22 protein-coding genes are annotated in these 20,211 nt (G+C 66.9%); 17 read left to right on the top strand and 5 right to left on the bottom strand.

Annotation, left to right across the window (positions count from 1 at the left end; all coding sequences use genetic code 11):
* Positions 1 to 3: 3 nt before the first annotated feature.
* Positions 4 to 1,248 (bottom strand): MFS transporter, encoded by a 1,245-nt coding sequence (locus tag KIT89_RS10295; RefSeq protein ID WP_297601164.1) that lies wholly within the window; start codon positions 1,246 to 1,248, stop codon positions 4 to 6.
* A gap of 189 nt (positions 1,249 to 1,437) precedes the next feature.
* Between KIT89_RS10295 and KIT89_RS10300 the strand changes: the two genes are divergently transcribed.
* From KIT89_RS10300 to KIT89_RS10350, 11 genes are all read left to right on the top strand, one after another.
* Complete coding sequence (locus tag KIT89_RS10300; RefSeq protein ID WP_297601167.1) at positions 1,438 to 1,614, top strand: CsbD family protein; 177 nt, start codon at positions 1,438 to 1,440, stop codon at positions 1,612 to 1,614.
* Positions 1,615 to 1,733: 119 nt separating this feature from the next.
* On the top strand, positions 1,734 to 3,695 hold the full coding sequence (locus KIT89_RS10305; protein WP_297601170.1) for a M13-type metalloendopeptidase: 1,962 nt from the start codon (positions 1,734 to 1,736) through the stop codon (positions 3,693 to 3,695).
* 68 nt (positions 3,696 to 3,763) lie between these two features.
* Positions 3,764 to 4,597, top strand: coding sequence for a serine hydrolase (locus KIT89_RS10310; RefSeq protein ID WP_297601173.1), 834 nt, complete (start codon positions 3,764 to 3,766; stop codon positions 4,595 to 4,597).
* A gap of 190 nt (positions 4,598 to 4,787) precedes the next feature.
* Entirely contained in the window at positions 4,788 to 6,596 is a 1,809-nt protein-coding gene (locus KIT89_RS10315) for a hypothetical protein (protein ID WP_297601176.1), read from the top strand.
* 300 nt (positions 6,597 to 6,896) lie between these two features.
* The gene (locus KIT89_RS10320) at positions 6,897 to 9,671 is read left to right on the top strand and encodes a hypothetical protein (RefSeq protein ID WP_297601178.1); all 2,775 of its coding nucleotides are present in this window, start codon (positions 6,897 to 6,899) and stop codon (positions 9,669 to 9,671) included.
* A gap of 65 nt (positions 9,672 to 9,736) precedes the next feature.
* The gene (locus tag KIT89_RS10325) at positions 9,737 to 10,144 is read left to right on the top strand and encodes a pilus assembly protein CpaE (RefSeq protein WP_297601180.1); all 408 of its coding nucleotides are present in this window, start codon (positions 9,737 to 9,739) and stop codon (positions 10,142 to 10,144) included.
* 37 nt (positions 10,145 to 10,181) lie between these two features.
* Positions 10,182 to 11,261, top strand: coding sequence for an NAD(P)/FAD-dependent oxidoreductase (locus KIT89_RS10330; RefSeq protein ID WP_297601183.1), 1,080 nt, complete (start codon positions 10,182 to 10,184; stop codon positions 11,259 to 11,261).
* 102 nt (positions 11,262 to 11,363) lie between these two features.
* Positions 11,364 to 11,678 (top strand): YtxH domain-containing protein, encoded by a 315-nt coding sequence (locus KIT89_RS10335; RefSeq protein WP_297601185.1) that lies wholly within the window; start codon positions 11,364 to 11,366, stop codon positions 11,676 to 11,678.
* Positions 11,679 to 11,697: 19 nt separating this feature from the next.
* Positions 11,698 to 12,108 carry a phage holin family protein gene (locus KIT89_RS10340; protein WP_297601188.1) on the top strand — a complete coding sequence of 137 codons (411 nt, stop codon included), beginning with the start codon at positions 11,698 to 11,700 and terminating at the stop codon, positions 12,106 to 12,108.
* An 8-nt stretch (positions 12,109 to 12,116) separates the two neighbouring features.
* On the top strand, positions 12,117 to 12,341 hold the full coding sequence (locus tag KIT89_RS10345; RefSeq protein WP_297601190.1) for a DUF3618 domain-containing protein: 225 nt from the start codon (positions 12,117 to 12,119) through the stop codon (positions 12,339 to 12,341).
* Positions 12,342 to 12,413: 72 nt separating this feature from the next.
* Positions 12,414 to 13,244 carry a uroporphyrinogen-III synthase gene (locus KIT89_RS10350; RefSeq protein ID WP_297601193.1) on the top strand — a complete coding sequence of 277 codons (831 nt, stop codon included), beginning with the start codon at positions 12,414 to 12,416 and terminating at the stop codon, positions 13,242 to 13,244.
* Positions 13,245 to 13,254: 10 nt separating this feature from the next.
* Here the strand turns inward: KIT89_RS10350 and KIT89_RS10355 are convergent, their stop codons facing one another.
* Genes KIT89_RS10355 through KIT89_RS10365 form a run of 3 tightly spaced genes read right to left on the bottom strand, consistent with a single transcriptional unit; the run spans position 13,255 to position 15,740 of the window.
* Positions 13,255 to 13,650, bottom strand: coding sequence for a DUF1304 domain-containing protein (locus KIT89_RS10355; protein ID WP_297601196.1), 396 nt, complete (start codon positions 13,648 to 13,650; stop codon positions 13,255 to 13,257).
* Positions 13,647 to 14,672, bottom strand: coding sequence for an acryloyl-CoA reductase (locus KIT89_RS10360; RefSeq protein WP_297601199.1), 1,026 nt, complete (start codon positions 14,670 to 14,672; stop codon positions 13,647 to 13,649). Before KIT89_RS10360 ends, KIT89_RS10355 begins: the two co-directional genes overlap by 4 nt.
* 42 nt (positions 14,673 to 14,714) lie before the next feature.
* Positions 14,715 to 15,740 carry a 6-phosphofructokinase gene (locus KIT89_RS10365; RefSeq protein WP_297601201.1) on the bottom strand — a complete coding sequence of 342 codons (1,026 nt, stop codon included), beginning with the start codon at positions 15,738 to 15,740 and terminating at the stop codon, positions 14,715 to 14,717.
* A gap of 144 nt (positions 15,741 to 15,884) precedes the next feature.
* Here KIT89_RS10365 and KIT89_RS10370 point away from each other — a divergent pair, with 144 nt between their 5' ends.
* The 6 genes from KIT89_RS10370 to KIT89_RS10395 all read left to right on the top strand — a co-directional run bounded on the left by KIT89_RS10370 (position 15,885) and on the right by KIT89_RS10395 (position 18,961).
* The gene (locus KIT89_RS10370) at positions 15,885 to 16,232 is read left to right on the top strand and encodes a DUF4190 domain-containing protein (RefSeq protein ID WP_297601204.1); all 348 of its coding nucleotides are present in this window, start codon (positions 15,885 to 15,887) and stop codon (positions 16,230 to 16,232) included.
* Positions 16,233 to 16,326: 94 nt separating this feature from the next.
* The gene (locus KIT89_RS10375; protein ID WP_297601207.1) at positions 16,327 to 16,665 is read left to right on the top strand and encodes a DUF4190 domain-containing protein; all 339 of its coding nucleotides are present in this window, start codon (positions 16,327 to 16,329) and stop codon (positions 16,663 to 16,665) included.
* A gap of 21 nt (positions 16,666 to 16,686) precedes the next feature.
* Entirely contained in the window at positions 16,687 to 17,643 is a 957-nt protein-coding gene (locus KIT89_RS10380) for a DNA-3-methyladenine glycosylase 2 family protein (RefSeq protein ID WP_297601210.1), read from the top strand.
* An 18-nt stretch (positions 17,644 to 17,661) separates the two neighbouring features.
* The gene (locus tag KIT89_RS10385) at positions 17,662 to 18,210 is read left to right on the top strand and encodes a thioesterase family protein (RefSeq protein WP_297601213.1); all 549 of its coding nucleotides are present in this window, start codon (positions 17,662 to 17,664) and stop codon (positions 18,208 to 18,210) included.
* 50 nt (positions 18,211 to 18,260) lie between these two features.
* A complete protein-coding gene (locus tag KIT89_RS10390; protein WP_297601216.1) occupies positions 18,261 to 18,647 on the top strand; it encodes a DUF202 domain-containing protein in 387 nt (128 codons plus the stop codon).
* 8 nt (positions 18,648 to 18,655) lie between these two features.
* Positions 18,656 to 18,961 (top strand): hypothetical protein, encoded by a 306-nt coding sequence (locus KIT89_RS10395; protein WP_297601219.1) that lies wholly within the window; start codon positions 18,656 to 18,658, stop codon positions 18,959 to 18,961.
* Positions 18,962 to 18,976: 15 nt separating this feature from the next.
* Here KIT89_RS10395 and KIT89_RS10400 read toward each other — a convergent pair whose 3' ends face one another.
* Positions 18,977 to 20,116, bottom strand: a complete 1,140-nt coding sequence (locus tag KIT89_RS10400; protein ID WP_297601222.1) for an ROK family transcriptional regulator — start codon at positions 20,114 to 20,116, stop codon at positions 18,977 to 18,979.
* Between the last annotated feature and the right edge of the window lie 95 nt (positions 20,117 to 20,211).

Raw genomic sequence — 20,211 nt, forward strand, 5'->3', positions numbered from 1 at the left:
AGCCTAGGGGCGGGCATCCTGAACCGGGTGCTTCGCCGTCGCGGCCGAACCCGTCTCTCGGGCCGCGGGGGTCGCGACGAACGCGAGCGCGATGAGCACGAGCACCACCCAGAAGGCGTTGAGCAGACCGAACTGCTCGCCGAGGAATCCGAGCACGGGCGGGCCGACCAAGAACGCGAAGTAGCCCACCGTCGCGACCGCGGCCACGCGAGCCGCGGCCTTCGACGGCTCATCGGCGGCCGCCGACATGCCCACCGGAAAGCCGAGCGCAGCGCCGAGGCCCCAGGCGACGATGCCGAACGCGGCCGCGACCGGGTGAGGCACCAGGATGAGCACAGCGATGCCCGCCATCGCCACGAGTGCCGACGCGCGCAGCACCGGCACGCGCCCGAAGCGATCGAGCACCCAGACCCCGCCGATGCGCCCCGCCGTCATCGCGGTGGCGAACAGGCCGAAATAGAGGGCTCCCGTCGCGGCGTCGACTCCGCGGCCGTCGACCATCGCGAGAGCGAGCCAGTCGTTGGCTGAGCCCTCGGCGAAGGCCATGCCGAGCACGATGAGCCCGATGACGAGCGTGCGCGGCTCGCGCCAGATCGCCATGCGCTCGCCGAAGGTCGACCGCTGGGGGCCGGGACCGTCATCATCGAGGCCCGGCAGCACTCGGTGCTTCGGCAGAAAGCGCACAGCGAAGAGTGTCGCGCCGGCGAGCAGCACGGCCATCACGGCGAGGTGCGCATCGAGCGACACTCCGATCGCGGCGACACCGGCGGCGATGCCGGCGCCGACGATCGTTCCGATGCTCCACGCGGCGTGGAACCACGGCATGATGCTGCGGCCCTGTGCTTGCTCGACGCCCGCTCCTTCGACATTCATGGCGACGTCGGTGATGCCCGTCGAGGCGCCGAACAGAGCCAGAGCCGCGAAGGCGATCGGAAACGAGCCGAGCGTGGCCGAGCCGACGCCGAGCAGCCCGAGAGCGAGCACGCAGCTGAGCAGGGCGATGAGGATCGTCGTGCGCGATCCGATCCGCGCGATGATGTGCGACGACGCGAGCAGACCGGCGATCGAGCCTGCTGCCATCGCCATGATGAGCACCCCGAACTGGTCGGTGCGCACCTCGAGCGCATCGCGAATGGCAGGCGTTCGCGCGAACCAGCTCGCCATGGCGAGGCCGTTGATGGCGAAGACCGCGAACACGGCGAGACGCCAGGCGTTCAGCGAGGGGCGGGCGGCGGTGGGCCTGGTCACGATGGCCTTTCACGAAAACGGATGCTCGCGCGCACGTCGAGCGCGCCGCAGGTCGCACCACGCTAACAGCCCCGTGAGGTTTCGGTTCCTGAGAAGTCAAGGGGGTGTCTCAGGGCGGGGCAGATGCAACTGTAGGAACAGTCGATCCACAAGATCGGCCACTGACGACACCGACGAAAGGAGTCGACCATGAACGACACCGGAGACAAGATGAGCCACAAGGGCGAAGAGCTCGGCGGCAAGGCCAAAGAGGCGGCCGGCAAGGTCACCGACAACGAAGAGCTCGAAGCCGAGGGTCGCGCCGATCAGGCGAAGGCCAACTTCAAGCAGGCTGGCGACAACGTGAAAGACGCGTTCTCGAGCTAGTCATCGCGACTGCACCCACGAGCGCTCGAGCTTCGGCTCGGGCGCTCGTCGTCGTCGCTGGGGCTTTCGCTGGCCCGTGAACCGCCGTCAACTGAGGTTCGCGGGCTAGGCTCTCGTGCGTGACTGACGCGCTCTCGAGCGGTATCGACCGCGACGAACTCGACCCCGCGGTGCGGCCGCAAGACGATCTGTACCGCCACGTGAACGGCCGGTGGATCGCTCGCACGCCGATTCCCGACGACAAAGCGCGCTACGGATCATTCATGGTGCTCGCCGAAGATGCCGAGAAGGCGGTGCGCGAGATCATCGAGCAGGCCCAAGAGGCCGAGGCCGGCACGCTCGAGAAGAAGGTCGGCGACCTCTACGCGAGCTTCATGGACGACGAGCGCATCGAGGCGCTCGGCGCGGCGCCGTTGACGCCGTTGCTGGGCGAGGTTGACGCCATCGATGACGTGGATGCTCTGCTCTCGACCATCGGAAGCCTCGAACGCCGCGGCGTGCCGGGCTTCGTGCAGTTGTTCGTCGACAACGACCCGGGCGACCCTGAGCGCTACCTGATCTTCGTCGAGCAGGGCGGCCTCGGGCTGCCCGACGAGGCCTACTACCGAGAAGAGAAGCACGCCGAGACGCTGGCGGCGTATCGTGCGCACGTCGAGCGCATGCTGGCACTCGCCGGTCTCGACGACGCCGCTGCTCGCGCCGAGCGCGTGGTGTCTCTCGAGTCGGCGATTGCCGGGCACCACTGGGACGCGGTGCGCAACCGCGACGCGCAGGCGACCTACAACCTCGCGACGTTCGACGAGTGGGCTGCGCGCGCTCGAGGTGTCGACCTCGCAAGGTGGCGCGACGGCTACGGCATTCCGCCGCTGGCGCTCACCGAAGTCGTCTTGCGTCAGCCCGACGTGACCGACGGCATCGCGGCCGAGCTCACCGGGGGCGACCTCGACGAGTGGCGCGACTGGTTGCGGTACGCCATCGTGCGCTCGATGGCGCCCTACCTGTCGACCGCCTTCGTCGACGAGAGCTTCGCGTTCTTCGGTCGCACCCTGACCGGGGCTCCCGAGCTTCGTGCGCGGTGGAAGCGCGGCGTCGCCCTCGTCGAGCGCGCCATGGGTGAGGCGGTGGGCGCGACCTATGTCGAGCGGCACTTCAAGCCCGAAGCGAAGGCCGCGATGGACGACCTCGTCGCCAACCTCGTCGAGGCATACCGGCAGAGCATCGAGACGCTCGAGTGGATGACCCCGGCCACTCGAGAGCGCGCGCTCGAGAAGCTTCGCAAGTTCACCCCGAAGATCGGGTATCCAGATCGCTGGCGCGACTACAGCACGCTCGAGATCAGCGCAGACGACCTGCTCGCCAACGTGCAGGCCGCGGGCGAGTTCGAGTTTCACCGTGAACTCACGAAGATCGGCTCGCCGATCGACCGCGACGAGTGGTTCATGACCCCGCAGACGGTCAACGCCTACTACAACCCCGGCTTCAACGAGATCGTCTTTCCTGCGGCCATCCTGCAATACCCCTTCTTCGACGCGGGTCGCGACGCGGCCGCCAACTACGGAGCGATCGGCGCGGTCATCGGTCACGAGATCGGGCACGGGTTCGACGACCAGGGCTCGCGCTTCGATGGCGACGGTCGACTTCACGACTGGTGGACGGCGGATGATCGAGCAGCGTTCGAGGCGCGCACAGCATCGCTCATCGCACAATATGACGCTCTCGAACCGACCGAAGCACCGGGTCATCACGTCAACGGCGCCCTCACGATCGGCGAGAACATCGGAGACCTGGGTGGCCTCGGCATCGCGTGGAAGGCCTACGTGCTCTCGCTCGATGGCGCCGAGCCCGCCGTCATCGATGGCCTCACCGCGGCCCAGCGGTTCTTCTTGTCGTGGGCGCAGGCCTGGCAGATCGCCATCCGACCCGAAGAGGCGCTGCGCCTGCTCTCGATCGACCCGCACTCGCCGAACGAGTTTCGCTGCAACCAGATCGTGCGCAACATCGACGCCTTCTACGAGGCATTCGATGTCTCGCCCGACGACGCCCTCTGGCTCGACCCCGACGCTCGGGTGGTCATTTGGTAGATGCGCCGCTCACGCGAGATCGGAGCGCTCGAGCGGGCACTCCGCGTCGGGCGCGCCATCTTGCCGACGTGCGGCAGCCGTCGTTCAGGCCGGCATACCGGTCGCTCGGCGCCGTGGCCTACGAGGGCGCGCGGGTGTCGGTCGCCGTGGTCGACCTCGACAGCGGAGAGAGCGTCTTCGCCGTCGACGAGCGCATCGTGCTGCCGACGGGCAGCATCGGAAAGATCTTGCTGCTCATCGAGGTGAGCGCCAGGCTCACCGACCGCACGGTGAGCGACTTCACCATTGCCGATCGTTCGGCCAACGACGCCGTGGCCGACAGCGGCATCTGGCAGCACCTGCAAGCACCCGCCTTTCCGATCGCCGACCTCGCGGCGCTCGTGGGGGCGACGAGCGACAACCTCGCCACCAATGTGCTCTTGCGTCACGTCGGGCTCGACTCGGTTCGCTCGCGCACCGAGAAGCTCGGGCTCGTGCGCACGGCCCTGCTCGACCGAGTGCGCGATGTGCGCGGGCCCGATGACGCCCCTCAACTCTCTGTGGGCTCGACGGCCGAGCTCGCCTGGCTGTTTCAAGCACTGGCCAACGGCCACATCATCGACCCCGTGACGAGCCAGCGCGTGCTCAGCTGGCTATCGCTCAACGCCGATCTCTCGATGGTGGCGAGCGCGTTCGGGCGCGACCCCCTCGCGCATCGGGGCGTCGAGCACAACACCTGGATGGTGAACAAGACGGGCACCGATGAGGGCGTTCGCAGTGAGGCGGGCATCTTGCGCGGCCCTCGCGCCGGAGTCGCCTATGCCGTCTCGGTGCATTTCGATGACACCGACCTGCCCAGGCGGCTGCGGGTCATGGAGGCACTTCGCGCGCTCGGAGTCGACTTGCTCGAGTTCGTGCACTGACCCTCGTTCATGGGCAGACTAGACGTTCTAGTCTTGCGGCAAGCGTCGACGGTGATCTACAGTCGCATCTGCCTTCGTGCGGCCTACCCGACATTCGTCCACGACGGCACTACCCGATAACCCGAACACCCGAACCCCACCCCAGCGAGGGTGTTGTTCTCGTGCTCCCTTCCCCCAGGAGCTGAAACCCATGAACGCCAAGAAGTTCTTGGCTGCCTGTACGGCAGTCGCACTCACGCTCGGCTTCTCTCTCGGTGCGTCATCGGTGGCTTTCGCCGATGAAGCCGAGAACGAGGCAGCCGAAACGACGCTGGATGTCGTGATCGAAGAGCAACTCGACTCGACAGAACAGCGCACTACCGAAACCGAAGTTGAAGCACCGGTGCAGCCCGCCCACCACAACCCTGGTCACACTCAGGGCGGTGGCAGCGATGCGGGTATCACGTGCGACTCACTCGGTTACCAGAAGCCCGACGCGCTCGATGACATCGAGGGCGGCATCGGCTCGTATGGATTGCCCGACATCGCGTGGGGATCTCTGAGCTGGGATGGCAAGTCGGTGTCGTGGACGATCAATGATGGCTACACCGTTGACATCTGCGTGAAGGGCGGCAACACGGCACCCCACGAGGCGACGGGCGAGACCGAAGGCGGTGGGCACACTCACGGGTTCGACATCTCGCACCTCGGTTTCCGCGTGACCTCGGTGCCGTCGGTTTCTTTTGAGGTTGCGCTGTACCTGTACAAGAAGCTCGACCCCAACGCGCCCGCAAGCTGGCCGAACTCCGGGCCGCAGACCCTGATCGACTTCAAGGCGGGCACTGAGTGGTTCACCGAGTTCCCCGCTGACCTTCCCGTCGACGTCTGTGGATCAGGGTGGGCGGTGCAGCAAGACAAGGTCTCGTACACCGGAACCTTCACGTGGCCGAACTCCATCACCTACCCGCACGACAACATCGGATGGCCCCCGATCTACGACGCCAAGCACGACAATCTCGAGAACTACGTCGACGTTCCCGACTGCGAAGTGGCGACGGCAGTCGTGACGGTCGCCGAGCGCGACTGCTACGTCGGCACCTCGTTCGTCATCGACGAGGAGAACAGCGAGAACGTCACGTGGGGCGAACCGGTGATCGACGACGAGGGCGAGACAATCTCGATCACAGCAACGGCCAACCCGGGATCGAAGTTCGACGGGGCGCTTGAGGGCGTCTCTGACGATGGCAGTCAACGCACCTTCGTGGCCAAGTACGAGCCTGCTGACGACTGCGAGCTCTCGGCGGTCGTCGTTCCCCTGGTCACGTGGGTCGACGAGTGCGTCGACGAGATTCGCCTCGACCTGGCCGCCGCTGCGCTGGTCGGGGTCGCGAGCTTCACCGTGACCGACTCGCCGAATGTGTCGTACAGCTACACGATCAACGGCGGTGCCTCTGTCGACGTCGTCTTTCCGATTGGAGAAGACACTGTGACGATCGTGGTGACCCCGGGTGACACTGTCGTCGTCACAGCTGCGGCGGCCGACGGATACCAGTTGCCTGAGGGGTACGAACCCTTCGTCAAGGAGTTCGTCGAGTCGGAGTTCTGCCTCGACCTCGAGACCGGGCCGGCGACGACCGCCTCGGTCGAGTTCACGCTCGGCGAGTGCGAGGGCGACAGCTCGGTCGAACTCGTCGATGAAGGCGGCGTGGTGTGGCGCATCAATGGCGTGATCGTCGCGGGCAACACCAGCCACACCCTCACCGCTGGTAGCGAGGTTGAGGTGACTGCGACGCTCGCGGAGCCGAGCGAGGAGTTCCCTCTCGGCTGGACGTGGAGCGACCCTGAGCAAGTGACGAGCTGGGAAGAAACGGTGGCCGCAAGCGACCCCAACTGCGACCCTGAGCTTCTCGCGACGACTGGGCTCGCCTCGATGGGTGAGCACCTCGGCCTGCTGGCGGTGCTGCTCACGCTGACGGGCATGGGTCTTGTGGCACGGAAGCACCGCACCACCACCGCCTAGTTCAGGTACAGAGCTGCTCACGGCAGCGCGGCGCCCCAGGTCAACCCGAATATGACCTGGGGCGCCGTTGCTGCACCGCCCCGAGCGGCATGCTGGGAGGCGACCCCCACAGCGGGGGTAGACCGAAGGTTCTGTCGTTGCAGGCCCCGCAATATCGTCTATGCTGACTATTTGTCGCGCCGTTGTGTCGACTCGTGCCGGATGTCCCGATCTGGCATCGCACCCGAAAACCCGAAGAACCCGAATCCCGATTTCTCGTTCCCGCGAGAGTCTGGGCTCCCTACCCCAGGAGCTTCCCCCATGCTGCGCTCTGAAGCACGCCGACTCGAACGTCGTGAGACCCTCCGCCGCCGAATTCTCGCGGGCGGTACAGCAATGCTGCTGGCGCTCGGGATGGCAGCAGGCGGTGCGGCCCCGGCGATCGCCGCGCCACCCAGCGCCACGCTGCCGACGCCGATTGTCTCTGCCGACGGTGTGACGACCTACAACAAGGGCGGCCTGACCTGCAACTCGAGTGCGGTGGGCTTTCAGAAGCCTGATGCGCTCGACGGCACCAACCTCAACAGCAACGGTGTCTATCAGGCGGTCAACCCGAACAACTGGGGAAGCCTGAGCTGGAACGTCAGCGAGAAGCGCGTCACCTGGAGCATCAACGCGGGGTGGGACGTCGACATCTGCGTCAAGGGCGGTACCCACCTGACCGTCATCGACACGAGCGAGACCCCCGAGGGTGTCACGAGCTACGTGCACACCTACGCAGGTCTCTCGCACTTGGGGTTCCGCATCGTGTCGACTCCGGCCAACACGCCGACCCAGGTCGTGACGTGCGAGAGCGTCACCTACTCGCACGGTTCGCCCCTCACCACCGCTGAGGGCCACTTCAACATCACCATCGACCCGCCGGGCAGCCAGATCAACGCCTATGTCGACCAGAACGTGCCCGGGGGCGTGAACTACAACGGTGCCAACGGGCTCGGGCTGCGCATCACCGCGTTCGGTGTGCCGCAGACGCCGGTGCCGTTGACGCTCGAGCAGGTCACGACCGGAGTCATCGAGTTTCGGTACGCAGACTTCATCACCAGCGACGTCTACACGGTGACGTTCGTGCAGACGCACTCGATCGACACCTGGCCGAACCTGCTCTGCGGTGACCTCGACACGCACAACTTCGTCGTACCGACTGTCAGCCAGACCGCACTCGAGTGCGACACGGCCGGCACTTACACGCTCGACGACATCGAGGGCGTGCGCTGGTTCATCGGCGACGATGAGGTGCAGCCAGACACCTACACAGTGGCCACTGCCAGCACGATCGTCGTGCGCGCCGAAGCAGCGAGCAGCGACTTCGCGCTCGACCCCGACGCAGACAGCGAGTTCACCTTCACGTTCACCGAGCCTGAAGACTGCGAACTGCCGTGCCTTCCGGCGAGCGCGGTGTCGTACACGTACTACAACCTCGCGACAGCGACGCTGACGAACCCAGCGAACTCGGGCCTCATCACCGTGACCGCCCGTGACGGCTACAGCGACGAGCTGTGCAACCCGTTCTGGGTCGTCGCCGCTGCGTGGCACTTCAGCTCGTCGACGAGCATCTGGCCCCAGACGCTCAAGGGCACAGACCCGGCCGGTGACCACGACGAGGGCTACATCGACTCGGTGGGCACCTACTTCTTCTACGTTCCGGTCGACTGCGGTCAGGGCGATGTCTACGCCTCGTTCACGTCGATGCCCTATGTCGGCTCCGAGCTGTTCGGCCCGAGCGACCCCTTCACCGAGAAGTTCTTGCACGACATGGGATTCACCGGGCCGAACCCGACCTACCTCGTGACGGCTCCCGGTTGCAACGTGGCGAACCCCATCGCGCCCACGGCGACGCCGATTCTCGAGTGCAACACCTACGGGTCGATCGACATCAGCGACGTGGCCAACCCCTACGTCGGCTACACGGTCTACCGAGGTGCCGCTGACGACCAGGGCTCGGTAGCGGGCCTCGAGACGGTGCCGGTCTCAGAGGCGAAAGAGGGCGTGTTCACCGTCGTCGCGACAGCGATGAACGGCCACGTGTTCGCCCCGGGAACCATCCGCCAGTGGGAGTTCGATCTGGGCACCTACTACTTGTGCGAACTGCCCGAGCTGCCGATCACGAACGCCTCGATCGGCTTCATCGACCCGACGTGCGACCTCGGCCAGCAGCTCGACCCGACCAAGCTGCTGGTCGACGACGACACTCTCGCCAAGCTCGACAGCTACGAGGTCTTCGACGACAGCACCTACGTCGTCGTCTTCGTCACCATCGATGACGACGCACGATTCTTCGACTCCGACACCCCTACGCCAGGACGCATCGTGTCAGAGGGCGGCACGAAGCTGACCTTCACCGGCACGCTCGACGGCCGCCTGACGGGCGACGACTGCGACGTGCGCGAGATCGAGGTCGTCGACCCCTACGGCTACACCGACAACTGCCTCGACGACCCCAGCTTCTGGGTGCGGCTCGTCGAAGGCATCGTCTACACCATCACGGTCGACGACGAGACCCCGATCATCGTCGAATGGGAGGGCGTCGACGAGGTGCGCACCTTCAGCGCGTCGCCGGGTGCGACTCTGAACATCACCGCGAGTGCAACCGAGGGCTTCACGCTCGCTCCCCAGCCCGGCCCGCTCGACCACGTGTTTCAAGAATGGCCCGATGAGTGCCTGACCACTTCTCCGCTCGTCGAAGGAAGCGTGACCTTCACCCCCGCAAACTGCCTCGATGCGACCAACTGGGTGACCCTGCCCGATGTCGACGGCGTGCAGTGGTGGGTCGATGGTCACGAGACCGCCGCCGGAAAGTGGGCCATGCCCGCTGGCGAGGTCATCGTGGAAGCCACCGCGCTGCAGGGCTACGGGTTCGGCCTAGAGGCGACGACCCGCTGGGAGCACACCTTCGCCGCCGCCGATGATGTCTGCGACCTCTCAGGGCTTGCTGAGACTGGCGCGTCGAACGCCCTCGTGGGTATCGGCTTCGCCGCAGTGATCATCACGCTGGCCGGCATGGGTGTCGTCATCGGCCGCCGTTTTCAGCAGGCCTGACCACCGCTCGCCGAGTGCTCGACTCTTCTGAGCGAGCACTCGGCTCAGCGTGCCACGATGTCGCGATGATCAGCACCGCACTCGCGAGACGGCTTCGTGACGCCGGGCTTCGCTGGCGACCCGCATCCGGCGACCGGTTTCAGATCGACCGGGCAGAGTTCGACGCAGATGTCTTCACGGTGAGCGATCTCACGATCGAGGCGCACGAGTACTCGACCGGCACCGTGCTCGGCTTCAATGGCACGACCGAGTGGGCACTCGACTCGGTAGAACTCGATGACGCTCTGTGGCTGCCGCGCGAAGACCAGTTGCGCGACCTGCTGCGCGCGTCATTCCGCGGCTTGCGGCGCACTGCAGATGGCTACATCGTCACTATCGACCTCGATGGCGAAGGCCGCGAGTTCGAGAGCGTGTCGGCTCCAGAGGCCTACGGCCTGGCCGTCATGGCGATGCTCGAGCGCGTCACCGCGTGATGTCGGGCTGAGCGGCACTGTGCGCGAGAATGGCGAGGTGAACGAGGTCATCGTGGTCGGGTCGGGCCTCGCCGGCCTCGTCGCGGCCCGCCAGAACGTGCTGCAGGGCCGCACCGTCCGCGTGCTCGACACCGCGTCGCGCGCAGGAGCCAGCGCGCTCAGCGCACAGATCGCCGGAGTCACCCTCGATGTCGGCACGCTCTATCTCGACCCGTTCGACACTGCGCTCGCTGACGTCGTCGACCGATCGGGGCAGAGCCCCGGCCTGGTGCCGTCAGAGCCGAAGCGCTGGTGGCTGGCGACCCCGACAGGCACTCTGCCTCTGCCTGAGATGCATGTCGTCGGCGTGCCGGCGGCGCCGCTCGCAGCAGAGACGATCGCCATCGTGGGTCGGCGGGCAGCGTGGCGCGGCATGCTCGACGCTGTCATGCCCGGGCCCAGGGGATCGAAGGCGAGCACTCTCGGCGAGCTCGTGCGGGCGAGACTCGGGGTGGGCATCACCGACTCTCTCGTGGCGCCCGTCGTGCGCGCGCTCACCGGCAGCGCACTCGACGAACTGAGCCCCACCGATATCGACGGGCTGCGACACCTCATGCTGCAGCAGAACTCCCTGACCCGGGCGGTGACGCAGTTGCGGCTCGACGATGCCGGTCACCACCGATTGACCGCCATCGCAGGCGGGCCGTCAACGCTCGTCACCGCGCTGCTCGCCGAGCTCGACACCTACGGGGTGCCGATTGAGCTCGGCGTCGATCGTGAGTCTCTCGACATGGTTCGCGACGACGCTGACTCGGTGATCGAGACGCACGACAGACCGCGGGGCGCGATCGCCACTCTCGTGCTCGACGGGTCGCAGGTGCCGGCGGGGCGCCGGGGCGCCGGGGTGCTCGCGGGTCATTCGACAGGCGCCCCCGTTCGCCGCGTGCTCGATCTCTCGTCGCTGTGGCCCTCGCTCTACGGGCAAGACCCATCGCTGACGCTGCTGCGGGTCGAGAGCGACAGCGAGCTGACGGTCGATGAGGCCATCGAGATCGTGGCCCGGTGGTGGGATTCGGCGGGCGTGAACGCTGCCGTGAAGGGGGCCTACCTGATGCGTGACGACGACGTCAACCCCTGAGAATACGCTCTGCATTCCTGGCACCCTGTAGAGGGGCGGCCACTACGCTGGTGTCGCCACCGCCGATGAGTCGAAGTGCTCGGGTGGAGTGAGGAGAACGTCATGAGAGGCAAGATCCTATTTGCGACCGGACTCGCTGTCGGTTACGTGCTCGGTAGTCGTGCGGGCCGTGAACGCTATGAGCAACTGAAGGCCGTCGCCAACAGCTTCTGGAATGACCCCCGGGTGCAGCGCCGAGTCGACCAGGTTGAAGACTTCGTCTCAGACGGTGCCAAGAAGGTCGTCGATCAGGTGACCAGCATGGCGACCACGAAGAAGCCCGCTTCGAAGCCAGCCGCCAAGACCCCGGCGAAGTCGACCAGCACGGCCAAGAAGAAGCCGGCGAGCACGTCGCGCAGCAGCGGCACATCGTCGTGACGGGCCGGAAGGGCTGCTGATGACTGACCCAGACGCGGCGACGCCGCGCGAACGGCGAGGGCTCTTCGCCCTGCTGACCGACATTCCTGGCTTGATTCGTGAGCTCATCGCTGCCGAGATCGAGTCGCTCAAGAACGAGATCATCGGCAAGCTCAAGGCTGCCGGTATCGGAGCAGGTTTTCTCGTCACCGCCGCAGCCTTCGCCTTCTTCGCGGTTCTCGTGCTGACAGCGGCCGCGGTTCTGGCCCTGTCGCTCGTGCTGCCCGGGTGGGCCGCGGCGTTGATCGTCGGAGGGGCCTTGCTGGCGCTCGCCGGGATCGCCGCAGCGATCGGCATCGCCCAACTCAAGCACGGCGTACCGCCGACCCCGACTGAGACCATCGAAAGCGTGAAAGAAGATGTGCGCGTCGTGCGCGGCATCAGAAAGTGACGGCAATCATGAATGAGTCTGCCAACCAGTCTGTCGACGCAGTGCGTGCTCGCCTCGAGCAGACACTCGACGCCATCGACGAGAAGCTCGACGTGAAGAAGCAGGCCAGCGAGCTCACCGAGCGTGTGAAGAGCTCGTACGAAGAGAACCCTGTGCCGTGGATCATCGGTGCCACGGCCGCGGCCGTCGTTGTCGTCGGCTTGGTCGCGTGGGCGATCTTCAGCGACGACTGAGAGCCCGATCGAGCGGATGCTGAGCCAGCGCTCGATTATGACTCTCGACCTGACGGGGCGATGATGGAGGGGATGTATTCCCCCCACGATGTGACGATCGAGCGCACGCCCACGGGCGCACTGCCCGTGATCAAGCCCCTGCTGGGCTGGCGCGTGCTCGTTCCGCGCGGCGGAAAATGGGGCGACAGCGTCGCTGCGCACCTGCGCGCACTGGGAGCGATTCCCGTCATCGCGCCCCTCATCAACTTCGCACCGAGCGATGACGCCGAGCGGCTGGCAGCCGAGTTCGATGATCTGCAGCGCGGTGCCGTCGACTGGCTGGTCGTGACGAGCGCGACCACCGTCGACGTGCTCGTGGGTCACGGCGTGACACTGCCCCCCACGACACGGGTCGCCGCCGTCGGTGAGACGACGGCCCAGGCTCTGCAGCTCGCGGGCTACGACGTCGACTTCGTGCCGAGCGACCACTCGGCTCGCGGACTCGTGAGAGAGTGGCCAGACGCCGACACGACGAGAGTGGTGCTCGTGCCCCAGTCTCAGATCGCAGAGCCCACGCTCGTCAGCGGGCTGCTCGAGCGAGGCATCGCCGCGCGCTTCGTCACCGCGTACCGCACGATTGGGGTCGAGGCCGCGGCTGAGGTCGCCACCGACATCGCCGACGGGCGCATCAAGGCTCTGCTCGTCAGTTCAGGCAGTGTCGCGCGGCAGATCGCCGAGCAGTTCGCACCACTGCCCGACTGCTCGGCAGTCGTCTGCATCGGCCCGCGCACGGCGTTCGACGCGCGCGCGGCAGGTCTCACCGTTCACCGCATCGCCGAAGAGCGCACGAGCCAGTCGCTCGTGCATGCGCTCGTCGACTACGCCATGAACCCCGACGACAACTGCCCGCCCGTCGTCTCGTAGGTCAGGCGAGTCACCCTGCCACGATCGCCACGGTCGCCACGAGCGGCAGACCTGCCTGCGCGAGAGCGATCGGCAGAGTGCGTCTCGGAGCCGTGATCGCGAGGGCGACGCCCGCGACGACCATGACCGAGCATCCGGCGATGATCAAGACGGTGCCGAATGCGGCATCGGGCACCGCGATCGTCAGGACGAGGCCGGCGAGCACGAGCAGCGCCAGCGCCAGATTGTAGATGCCCTGATTGACCGCGAAGAGTCGCAGTGCGGGGGAGTCATGCTCGGGGCGCACTCCGAACACGCGCCGCCCGAACGGCAGCCGAAACAGAACGCTCTCGAGCACGAAGAAGGCGAGATGCAGCAGGGCGGCCATGCCCGCGACGATCAGACCGATGATAGTGAGCGCGCTCATGCTTCCTCCTGGGTGACAGCGCCGGGGGCCACGCGCACCGAGAGCCGGCCGGTGATGGTGCCGGCGAGCAGTTCGCCTGCTGCGTCACGGGCGGCATCGAGCTCGATGGGTCGAGCGATGAGGTCGACGACCTCGGTGTCGAGGTCTTCGCTGAGGCGGCGCCAGATCTGCTCGCGCAGTGCCGGTGCGACGAGCGAAGAATTGCCGCCAATGAGCGTGACGCCTCGCAAGATGAACGGCATCACGGTGGTCTCGAGCGAAGCAGACGCGGCGTTGCCGCACGCCACGGCCGCGCCGTTGTGCTGCAGCATCGCGAGGGCGGTCGCGAGCGAGCGGCCCCCGACCGAGTCGATCACGCCGGCGTGGCGCTGCGATTCGAGCGGCCGGCTCTCTCGATCGAGCTCAGCACGATCGATGACCGTCGTCGCGCCCAGTTCGCGAAGGCGATGCTCGTTCTCGCGGCGGCCCGTCACTGCCGTCACCGAGAAGCCGGCGCGGGCGAGCAGCGCGATCGCGAATGACCCGAGACCCCCGCTTGCACCCGTGACGAGCACATCGCCCTCTGTCACGCCGTGCCTCTCGAGCGCCAGCACTGCGAGCATGGCGGTGAAGCCTGCGGTTCCGATGCCGGCAGCCTGGGCATCGGTGAACGCTGTCGGCGTGGCGATGAGGGTCGACCCGTCGAGCACCGCCCGCTGCGCGAGGCCGCCGTGCCGGGTCTCTCCAGCCCCCGCGCCGTTCAGCAGCACACGGTCGCCGGGCGACCAGCGCGGGTTCGTCGACTCGGCAACAGTGCCGACGACGTCGATGCCCGGCACCAGTCGAGGCACGCGCACCACCCCGCGGTTGCCGGCGAAGGCCAGTGCGTCTTTGTAGTTGAGACTCGACCAGCTGACATCGACCATGACGTCACCGACCTCGTTCTCGCCGGGGCGAAGCTCGTCGTCGGTGAGATCGACGAGCTCGACGCTCAGGTCGTTCTCGCTCGAGTCGCCTCGGGTGATCAGCCAGCCGCGTGTCATGCGAGTCAGCCTATGCCGGGCGAGCAGACGGGGGCGAAGCGATCACCCGAACAGTAGCGCCGCCTCGTCGTAGCGGGCTTGAGGAACCGTCTTGAGCTTTCCGAGGGCGGCCTCGAACCCGACCGCCTCGATCTCGGTGCCGCGCAGCGCCACCATGCTGCCCCATGCACCATCGTTGACGAGCCCGATCGACGCCATGCCCAGCCGGGTTGCGAGCACGCGGTCGAATGCGCTCGGGGTTCCGCCGCGCTGGATGTGCCCGAGCGTCGTGGCACGAGTCTCGATGCCGGTGTGCTCTTCGATGAGCGGCGCGATGCGCTCGCCGATGCCGCCGAGCCGTGGTCGCCCGAATGCATCGAGACCGCGCTCGTTGAGCGGCTCTTCGTCGCCGTCGAGGCTGAAACCCTCAGCCACCACCACGAGCGGAGCGCGACCGCGGTCGTAGGCGCTCTGCACCCAGGCGCAGAGCTGCTCGAGGCTCGTGTCTTGCTCGGGAATGAGAATCGCGTGGGCGCCGGCGGCGATGCCCGAGTGCAGGGCGATCCAGCCGACGTGACGACCCATGACTTCGGCGACCATGCAGCGATTGTGGGCGTCGCCGGTCGTGCGCAGGCGATCCATCGCCTCTGTCGCGATCTGCACGGCCGTGTCGAACCCGAAGGTGTAGTCGGTGGCGTCGAGGTCGTTGTCGACGGTCTTGGGCACTCCGACGATACGAATGCCAGCATCCGTCAGCCGCTTCGCCGCCGCGAGGGTGCCCTCGCCGCCGATGGCGATGAGTGCGTCGAGGCGGTGCTCGGCGAAGACCTGGTTGATGCGATCGACCCCGCCTCGCCCCTCGAAGGGGTTGGTGCGGCTCGTGCCGAGAATGGTGCCGCCCTGCTTCGAGATGCCTTTCACCTCGTGCCGAGAGAGGGGCACGGTGTCGTTCTCGACCAGGCCCTTCCAGCCGTCTTTGAAGCCGACGAAGTCGTGGCCGTGCACGGTGGTTCCCGTGAGCACGGCGGCGCGGATGACCGCGTTGAGGCCGGGGGCGTCTCCGCCGGAGGTGAGCATTCCGATGCGCATAGTCACCATCATGGTGGGTCAGCGCGCGTGGTGCGAAAGCGGGCCGCCTCTGCATCGACTGCACGGGTCTTCCGCCGCGGTGCCGCACGCGAATACGATGCGAGCCATCCAGAACCATCCAGGTTCTCGTTCGCAGGAGTCACGATGACCGACGCCCCTCCCCCCACCGCTCCTCTGGTCAGCCCTCCGGCGTCGACCGACCCGGGAAAGACCATGGGCATCGTCGCCCTCGTGCTGTCGATCATCGGGCTGCACCTGGTCGGTGTCGTCGTCGGGCTCGTCGCCCTCTCGCAGTCGAAGAAGGTCGGCAACACGAACGGCTTCGCGCTCGCAGGGGTCATCGTGGGTGCCGTGCTCTTCGTCATCAGCTTGGTCGTGATCGGCCTCATGATCGCGGGCGGGGCCGCCTTCTGGAGCTTCATCACCGAGGCCTGCAGAGACCTCGGGCCGGGCGTGTGGGAGGTCGACGGCATCACCTACTCGTGCCCGTGATGAGAAGTAGGAATTACTCTTCTGCGCGAGGCGCGCCGAACACTACGATTCGTGCGAACGGAACCACTTCGGTTCCCGAATCGCAGGAGTCAACATGACCGACGCACCTCCCCCCGCACCCGCACCTGCCGCCGCCTCACCCGCCCCGGTCAACCCCGGCAAGACCATGGGCGTCGTCGCGCTCGTGCTGTCGATCATCGGTCTGCACCTCATCGGCATCATCGTGGGGTTCATCGGCCTCAACCAGTCGAAGAAGGTCGGTCAGAAGAACGGCTTCGCGCTCGCCGGCATCATCATCGGCTTCATCGGAATGGTCATCGTCATCGCCTTGCTGGTCGGCGGCGGCGCCCTGTTCGGCAGCCTCTTCGGCGCGTGCGCCGAATTGGGCCCCGGCATTCACGAGGTCGGCGGCGTGACGTACACCTGCGGGTAGCAGCCTGCGTAGCCTGGTCGCGTGATCGCCGCGACTCCGGATGCCGAGCTCGAGCTCGGCACCTCCGAGCCGCGCGATCTCGCGGCCACGATCGGCTTCATCCGGCGCGGACGCGGCGACCCGACCCTGCACGTCGTCGAGGGGCCGGAGGGCTGGCGCGAGGTCTGGCGCGCGCAGCGCACACCCGAGGGCACCGCAACGCTGCGGCTGCTCGTCGAGGGCGAATACCTGCGCGCGCAGGCCTGGGGCCCGGGCGCGACCTGGAGCGTCGACCGTGCACCCGCGCTCATCGGCGAGCACGACGACTGGCGCCCGCTCGACGCCGTGCTCGCCGCGCGCGACGACGCCGCAACCACTGCGCTGAGCCGCGCGCGACGACGGCGGCGCGGTCTGCGGCTCACCAGCACCGGCATCGTGCTCGAAGCCGCGGTCGCGGCGGTGCTCGAGCAGAAGGTGACCGGCGTCGAAGCGCGGCGCGCGTGGCGCAGGCTCGTGCTGCAGCACGGCGAACGGGCGCCAGGCCATGCACCCGAGGGTCTCACGGTCATGCCCGACGGGGTGGGCTGGCGCAGCATCCCCGATCATGAGTGGCACCGCGCGGGAGTGGGCCCGCAGCGCATGGCCACCATTCGGCGGGTGGCGGCCGTCTCGGCATCGCTCGATCGACTGACCGAGCTCGAGCCGAGCGCGCTCGAGGTGGCGCTGCAGTCGATTCCGGGCGTGGGGCAGTGGACTGTCGCCGAAGTGCTGCAGCGCTCGCATGGCCACCCCGACCTGGTGAGCGTCGGCGACGCCCACCTTCCGCACGTGGTCGGCACCTGGTTCACGGGCGACCGTGTCGACGACGCGGGAATGCTCGAGCTTCTTGCACCCTGGGCGGGTCACCGGCAGCGGATTGTGCGACTCATCACCTCACTGGGGGTCGACGTGCAGAGTTTCGGTGCACGAGCCACCATCAGTGACCACCGCGGGCACTGAGCGTCGTAGCGTGGCCCGGTGAACAAACTGCTACGACTCTGGTGGGTGCTCGTGCGCGCTCGCCGACGGCCCACGCTCGCGCCCACCGATGTCAGCCGGGTGCGCTTCAGGGTGCTGCCCAACGACCTCGACCTGCAACGCCACATGAACAACGGCGTGTACTTATCGATCATGGATCTCGGCCGCATCGACCTCATGGTGCGCTCGGGCGTCTGGCGCGAGCTCACCGCGCGGGGCTACTACCCGGTGGTCGTGAGCTCGACCATCACCTACCGCCGGTCGCTCGACCCCTGGCAGTCGTACGAGCTCGAAACCCGCATCGTCGGACTCGACGAGATCGCCGGCTACGTCGAGCAGCGCTTCGTTCGCGACGGTGAGATCTGTGCTCGCGCCGTCATCAAGGCCCGCTTCTTGAAGAAGAGCGGCGGCGTGGTGCCGATTCCCGAACTCGCCGAACTCTTCGGGCTCGACCCGGCACACCACCCGCTGCCCGAATGGCTTGCAGCGTGGAGCCAGAGCGCGTCGCTGCCGTCGCGCCGCGAGCCGGCCCCGAGCGTGTGGACGTGACGTTCGTCAAGCCCTGGTCGAGCGTCGATCACGCGCGATAGCGTGCGGTCATGACCGACGACTCCCGACGCCCTCGCTCTGTCTACTCGGTAGGGGAGGAACCAGAGGTGCAGGCCTCGCTCGCCAACGAGCGCACGGCTCTGTCATGGATTCGCACGGGCATGGCGCTCGTCGCAGGAGGGGTCGCACTCGCGACCCTCGCGAGCTTCGGCGACCTGCCTGTCGTCGTGGTGATCATCGCCGCCATCTCGAGCCTCGGCGGAGCAGCGCTCGGCGTGTGGGCGCTCGTCTCTTGGCGACGGGCCGAGCGGGCACTGCGACTGCGCGAACCACTGCCCCACCCGGCAGCACTGCCCTGGGTGGTCGCCGGAGTGGTCGCCGTGGGTCTCTTTCTCGCGGGCTTCGCCGCGTTTCAGGCACTCGAGCTCACGCGATGAATGCGGCAGTGGATGCTCGCCGCGGCCCTGTCGATCGCACGAGCCTGTCGTGGCAGCGCACCGCGGCTCACTCGGCCCTCGTCGCTCTCGTCGCCGCCGCGACCGCGCTGCAGCTCGGCGAGCCGCTCGTCGGCATCATCGCCGCCGCCCTCGCCATGGCGGCACTGCTGATCGGCGCCACGACGCCACGCGTTCGCCGATCGACCGCCGAGCATCGAGACCCGTGGGCACTCATGGTGCGCACGCTGCTCGTGCTACTCGCCAGCAGCGTCGTGGCCCTCATGCTCATCGCCTCGGTGGCGCTCGACGGGTGATGAGCGGCCGGATGCTTAGGGCAGAACGTAGTCTTGAATCGCGAGCACGGCGGCCCCACGACACCACTCTGAGTCGTCGCCCGAGGTGAAGTTCAGGGGCAACTCTCGAGTTCGGGGGTCTCGATTCTCGGACATGCCCGCGCGGATGGATAGCTCTGCGATCGACGTCAGTCGAACTCCTTCACCACCGATGACGACCATTTCAGGCATCGTGAGATTCGCTATTGCAGCGATCAGACGGCCCAAACCGCGGGCGGCTTCGTCAATGACTCGCGCGGCGGCCGGCTCGCCGGCCTGCGCGAGGTCGAGCGCCTCGTCGTAGCTGACCGTCCGGCCCAACGCAGCGCTCACAGAGCCTGCTATGGCCATGCTGGTGAGCACGGTGCGCGCACAACCACGGTGGCCAGCAGGGCACAGGGGCCCGTAGGGGTCCATCGGCCAGTGCCCGACGAGGCCGATGCCGTAATCGTCGTCCATGACGATCTCGTCGTGCACAACGAGGCCATACCCGATGCCGGCACCGAGGGTGATGACAGCGAATCGCTCGAGTTCACGCCCTGCTCCGAACCAGTTCTCGTACTCGGTGAAGGCGACCAGGTCGTTGGCGACCACCGTCGGAATACTCGTGCGCTCGCGCACCAATTGCTGTAGCGGAACATCGGTCCATTCGAGAAAAGGGGCGCTACGCACGACCCCGTCACTGCCGATCAGCGCACCTACGCCGATGCCCATCGCGTTCACCGACGGAACCAAGCCGCCGAGCTCGCGCGAGAGCGCCTCGATGATGTCAACGACGTGCTCGACGGCTGTTGAACGAAGGTTCGCCGTTCGCGTGCCCAGAATTGTTGCGCGAAGGTCGGTCACGACACCGAGAACGCTATTGCTCGTCACTTTGAAGCCCAAGAAGTGACGCGACTCGGGAACAATGTCGAGCGGCCTACTCGGTCGCCCTGCTCGACCTCGGCTCTGTTCGTCGCCTTCTATGAGCACCCCGGCCTCGATCAGTGGAGCGGCGAGGCGTGTCAAGCTTCCGGCAGAGAGCTGCAGCTTCTTCGCGATCTCACTGCGCGCGATGGGTCCATGGAGGAGAACCTCGAGCGCGACGGCTCTGGTCGCGCCGACGTCTGGGGCCCACTCGACGGTGGAAATCCTCACAGGCACTCCTCGGCTGCGTGGCGCCGACGCGTCACGTCGGACAGGAAATTCTTTCTTCAAAGAACTTACACCGCGAAACATGCTCCGCAAAATAG

The organism is Microcella sp., assembly GCF_025808395.1.
Taxonomy (GTDB): domain Bacteria; phylum Actinomycetota; class Actinomycetes; order Actinomycetales; family Microbacteriaceae; genus Microcella.

Bases quoted from the DNA above. Each gene is read 5' to 3' on its own strand.
- KIT89_RS10300 (WP_297601167.1), top strand. From the start codon at position 1,438: ATGAACGACACCGGAGACAAGATGAGCCACAAGGGCGAAGAGCTCGGC.
- KIT89_RS10315 (WP_297601176.1), top strand. From the start codon at position 4,788: ATGAACGCCAAGAAGTTCTTGGCTGCCTGTACGGCAGTCGCACTCACG.
- KIT89_RS10320 (WP_297601178.1), top strand. From the start codon at position 6,897: ATGCTGCGCTCTGAAGCACGCCGACTCGAACGTCGTGAGACCCTCCGC.
- KIT89_RS10325 (WP_297601180.1), top strand. From the start codon at position 9,737: ATGATCAGCACCGCACTCGCGAGACGGCTTCGTGACGCCGGGCTTCGC.
- KIT89_RS10335 (WP_297601185.1), top strand. From the start codon at position 11,364: ATGAGAGGCAAGATCCTATTTGCGACCGGACTCGCTGTCGGTTACGTG.
- KIT89_RS10340 (WP_297601188.1), top strand. From the start codon at position 11,698: ATGACTGACCCAGACGCGGCGACGCCGCGCGAACGGCGAGGGCTCTTC.
- KIT89_RS10345 (WP_297601190.1), top strand. From the start codon at position 12,117: ATGAATGAGTCTGCCAACCAGTCTGTCGACGCAGTGCGTGCTCGCCTC.
- KIT89_RS10350 (WP_297601193.1), top strand. From the start codon at position 12,414: ATGTATTCCCCCCACGATGTGACGATCGAGCGCACGCCCACGGGCGCA.
- KIT89_RS10355 (WP_297601196.1), bottom strand. From the start codon at position 13,650: ATGAGCGCGCTCACTATCATCGGTCTGATCGTCGCGGGCATGGCCGCC.
- KIT89_RS10360 (WP_297601199.1), bottom strand. From the start codon at position 14,672: ATGACACGCGGCTGGCTGATCACCCGAGGCGACTCGAGCGAGAACGAC.
- KIT89_RS10365 (WP_297601201.1), bottom strand. From the start codon at position 15,740: ATGCGCATCGGAATGCTCACCTCCGGCGGAGACGCCCCCGGCCTCAAC.
- KIT89_RS10370 (WP_297601204.1), top strand. From the start codon at position 15,885: ATGACCGACGCCCCTCCCCCCACCGCTCCTCTGGTCAGCCCTCCGGCG.
- KIT89_RS10375 (WP_297601207.1), top strand. From the start codon at position 16,327: ATGACCGACGCACCTCCCCCCGCACCCGCACCTGCCGCCGCCTCACCC.
- KIT89_RS10390 (WP_297601216.1), top strand. From the start codon at position 18,261: ATGACCGACGACTCCCGACGCCCTCGCTCTGTCTACTCGGTAGGGGAG.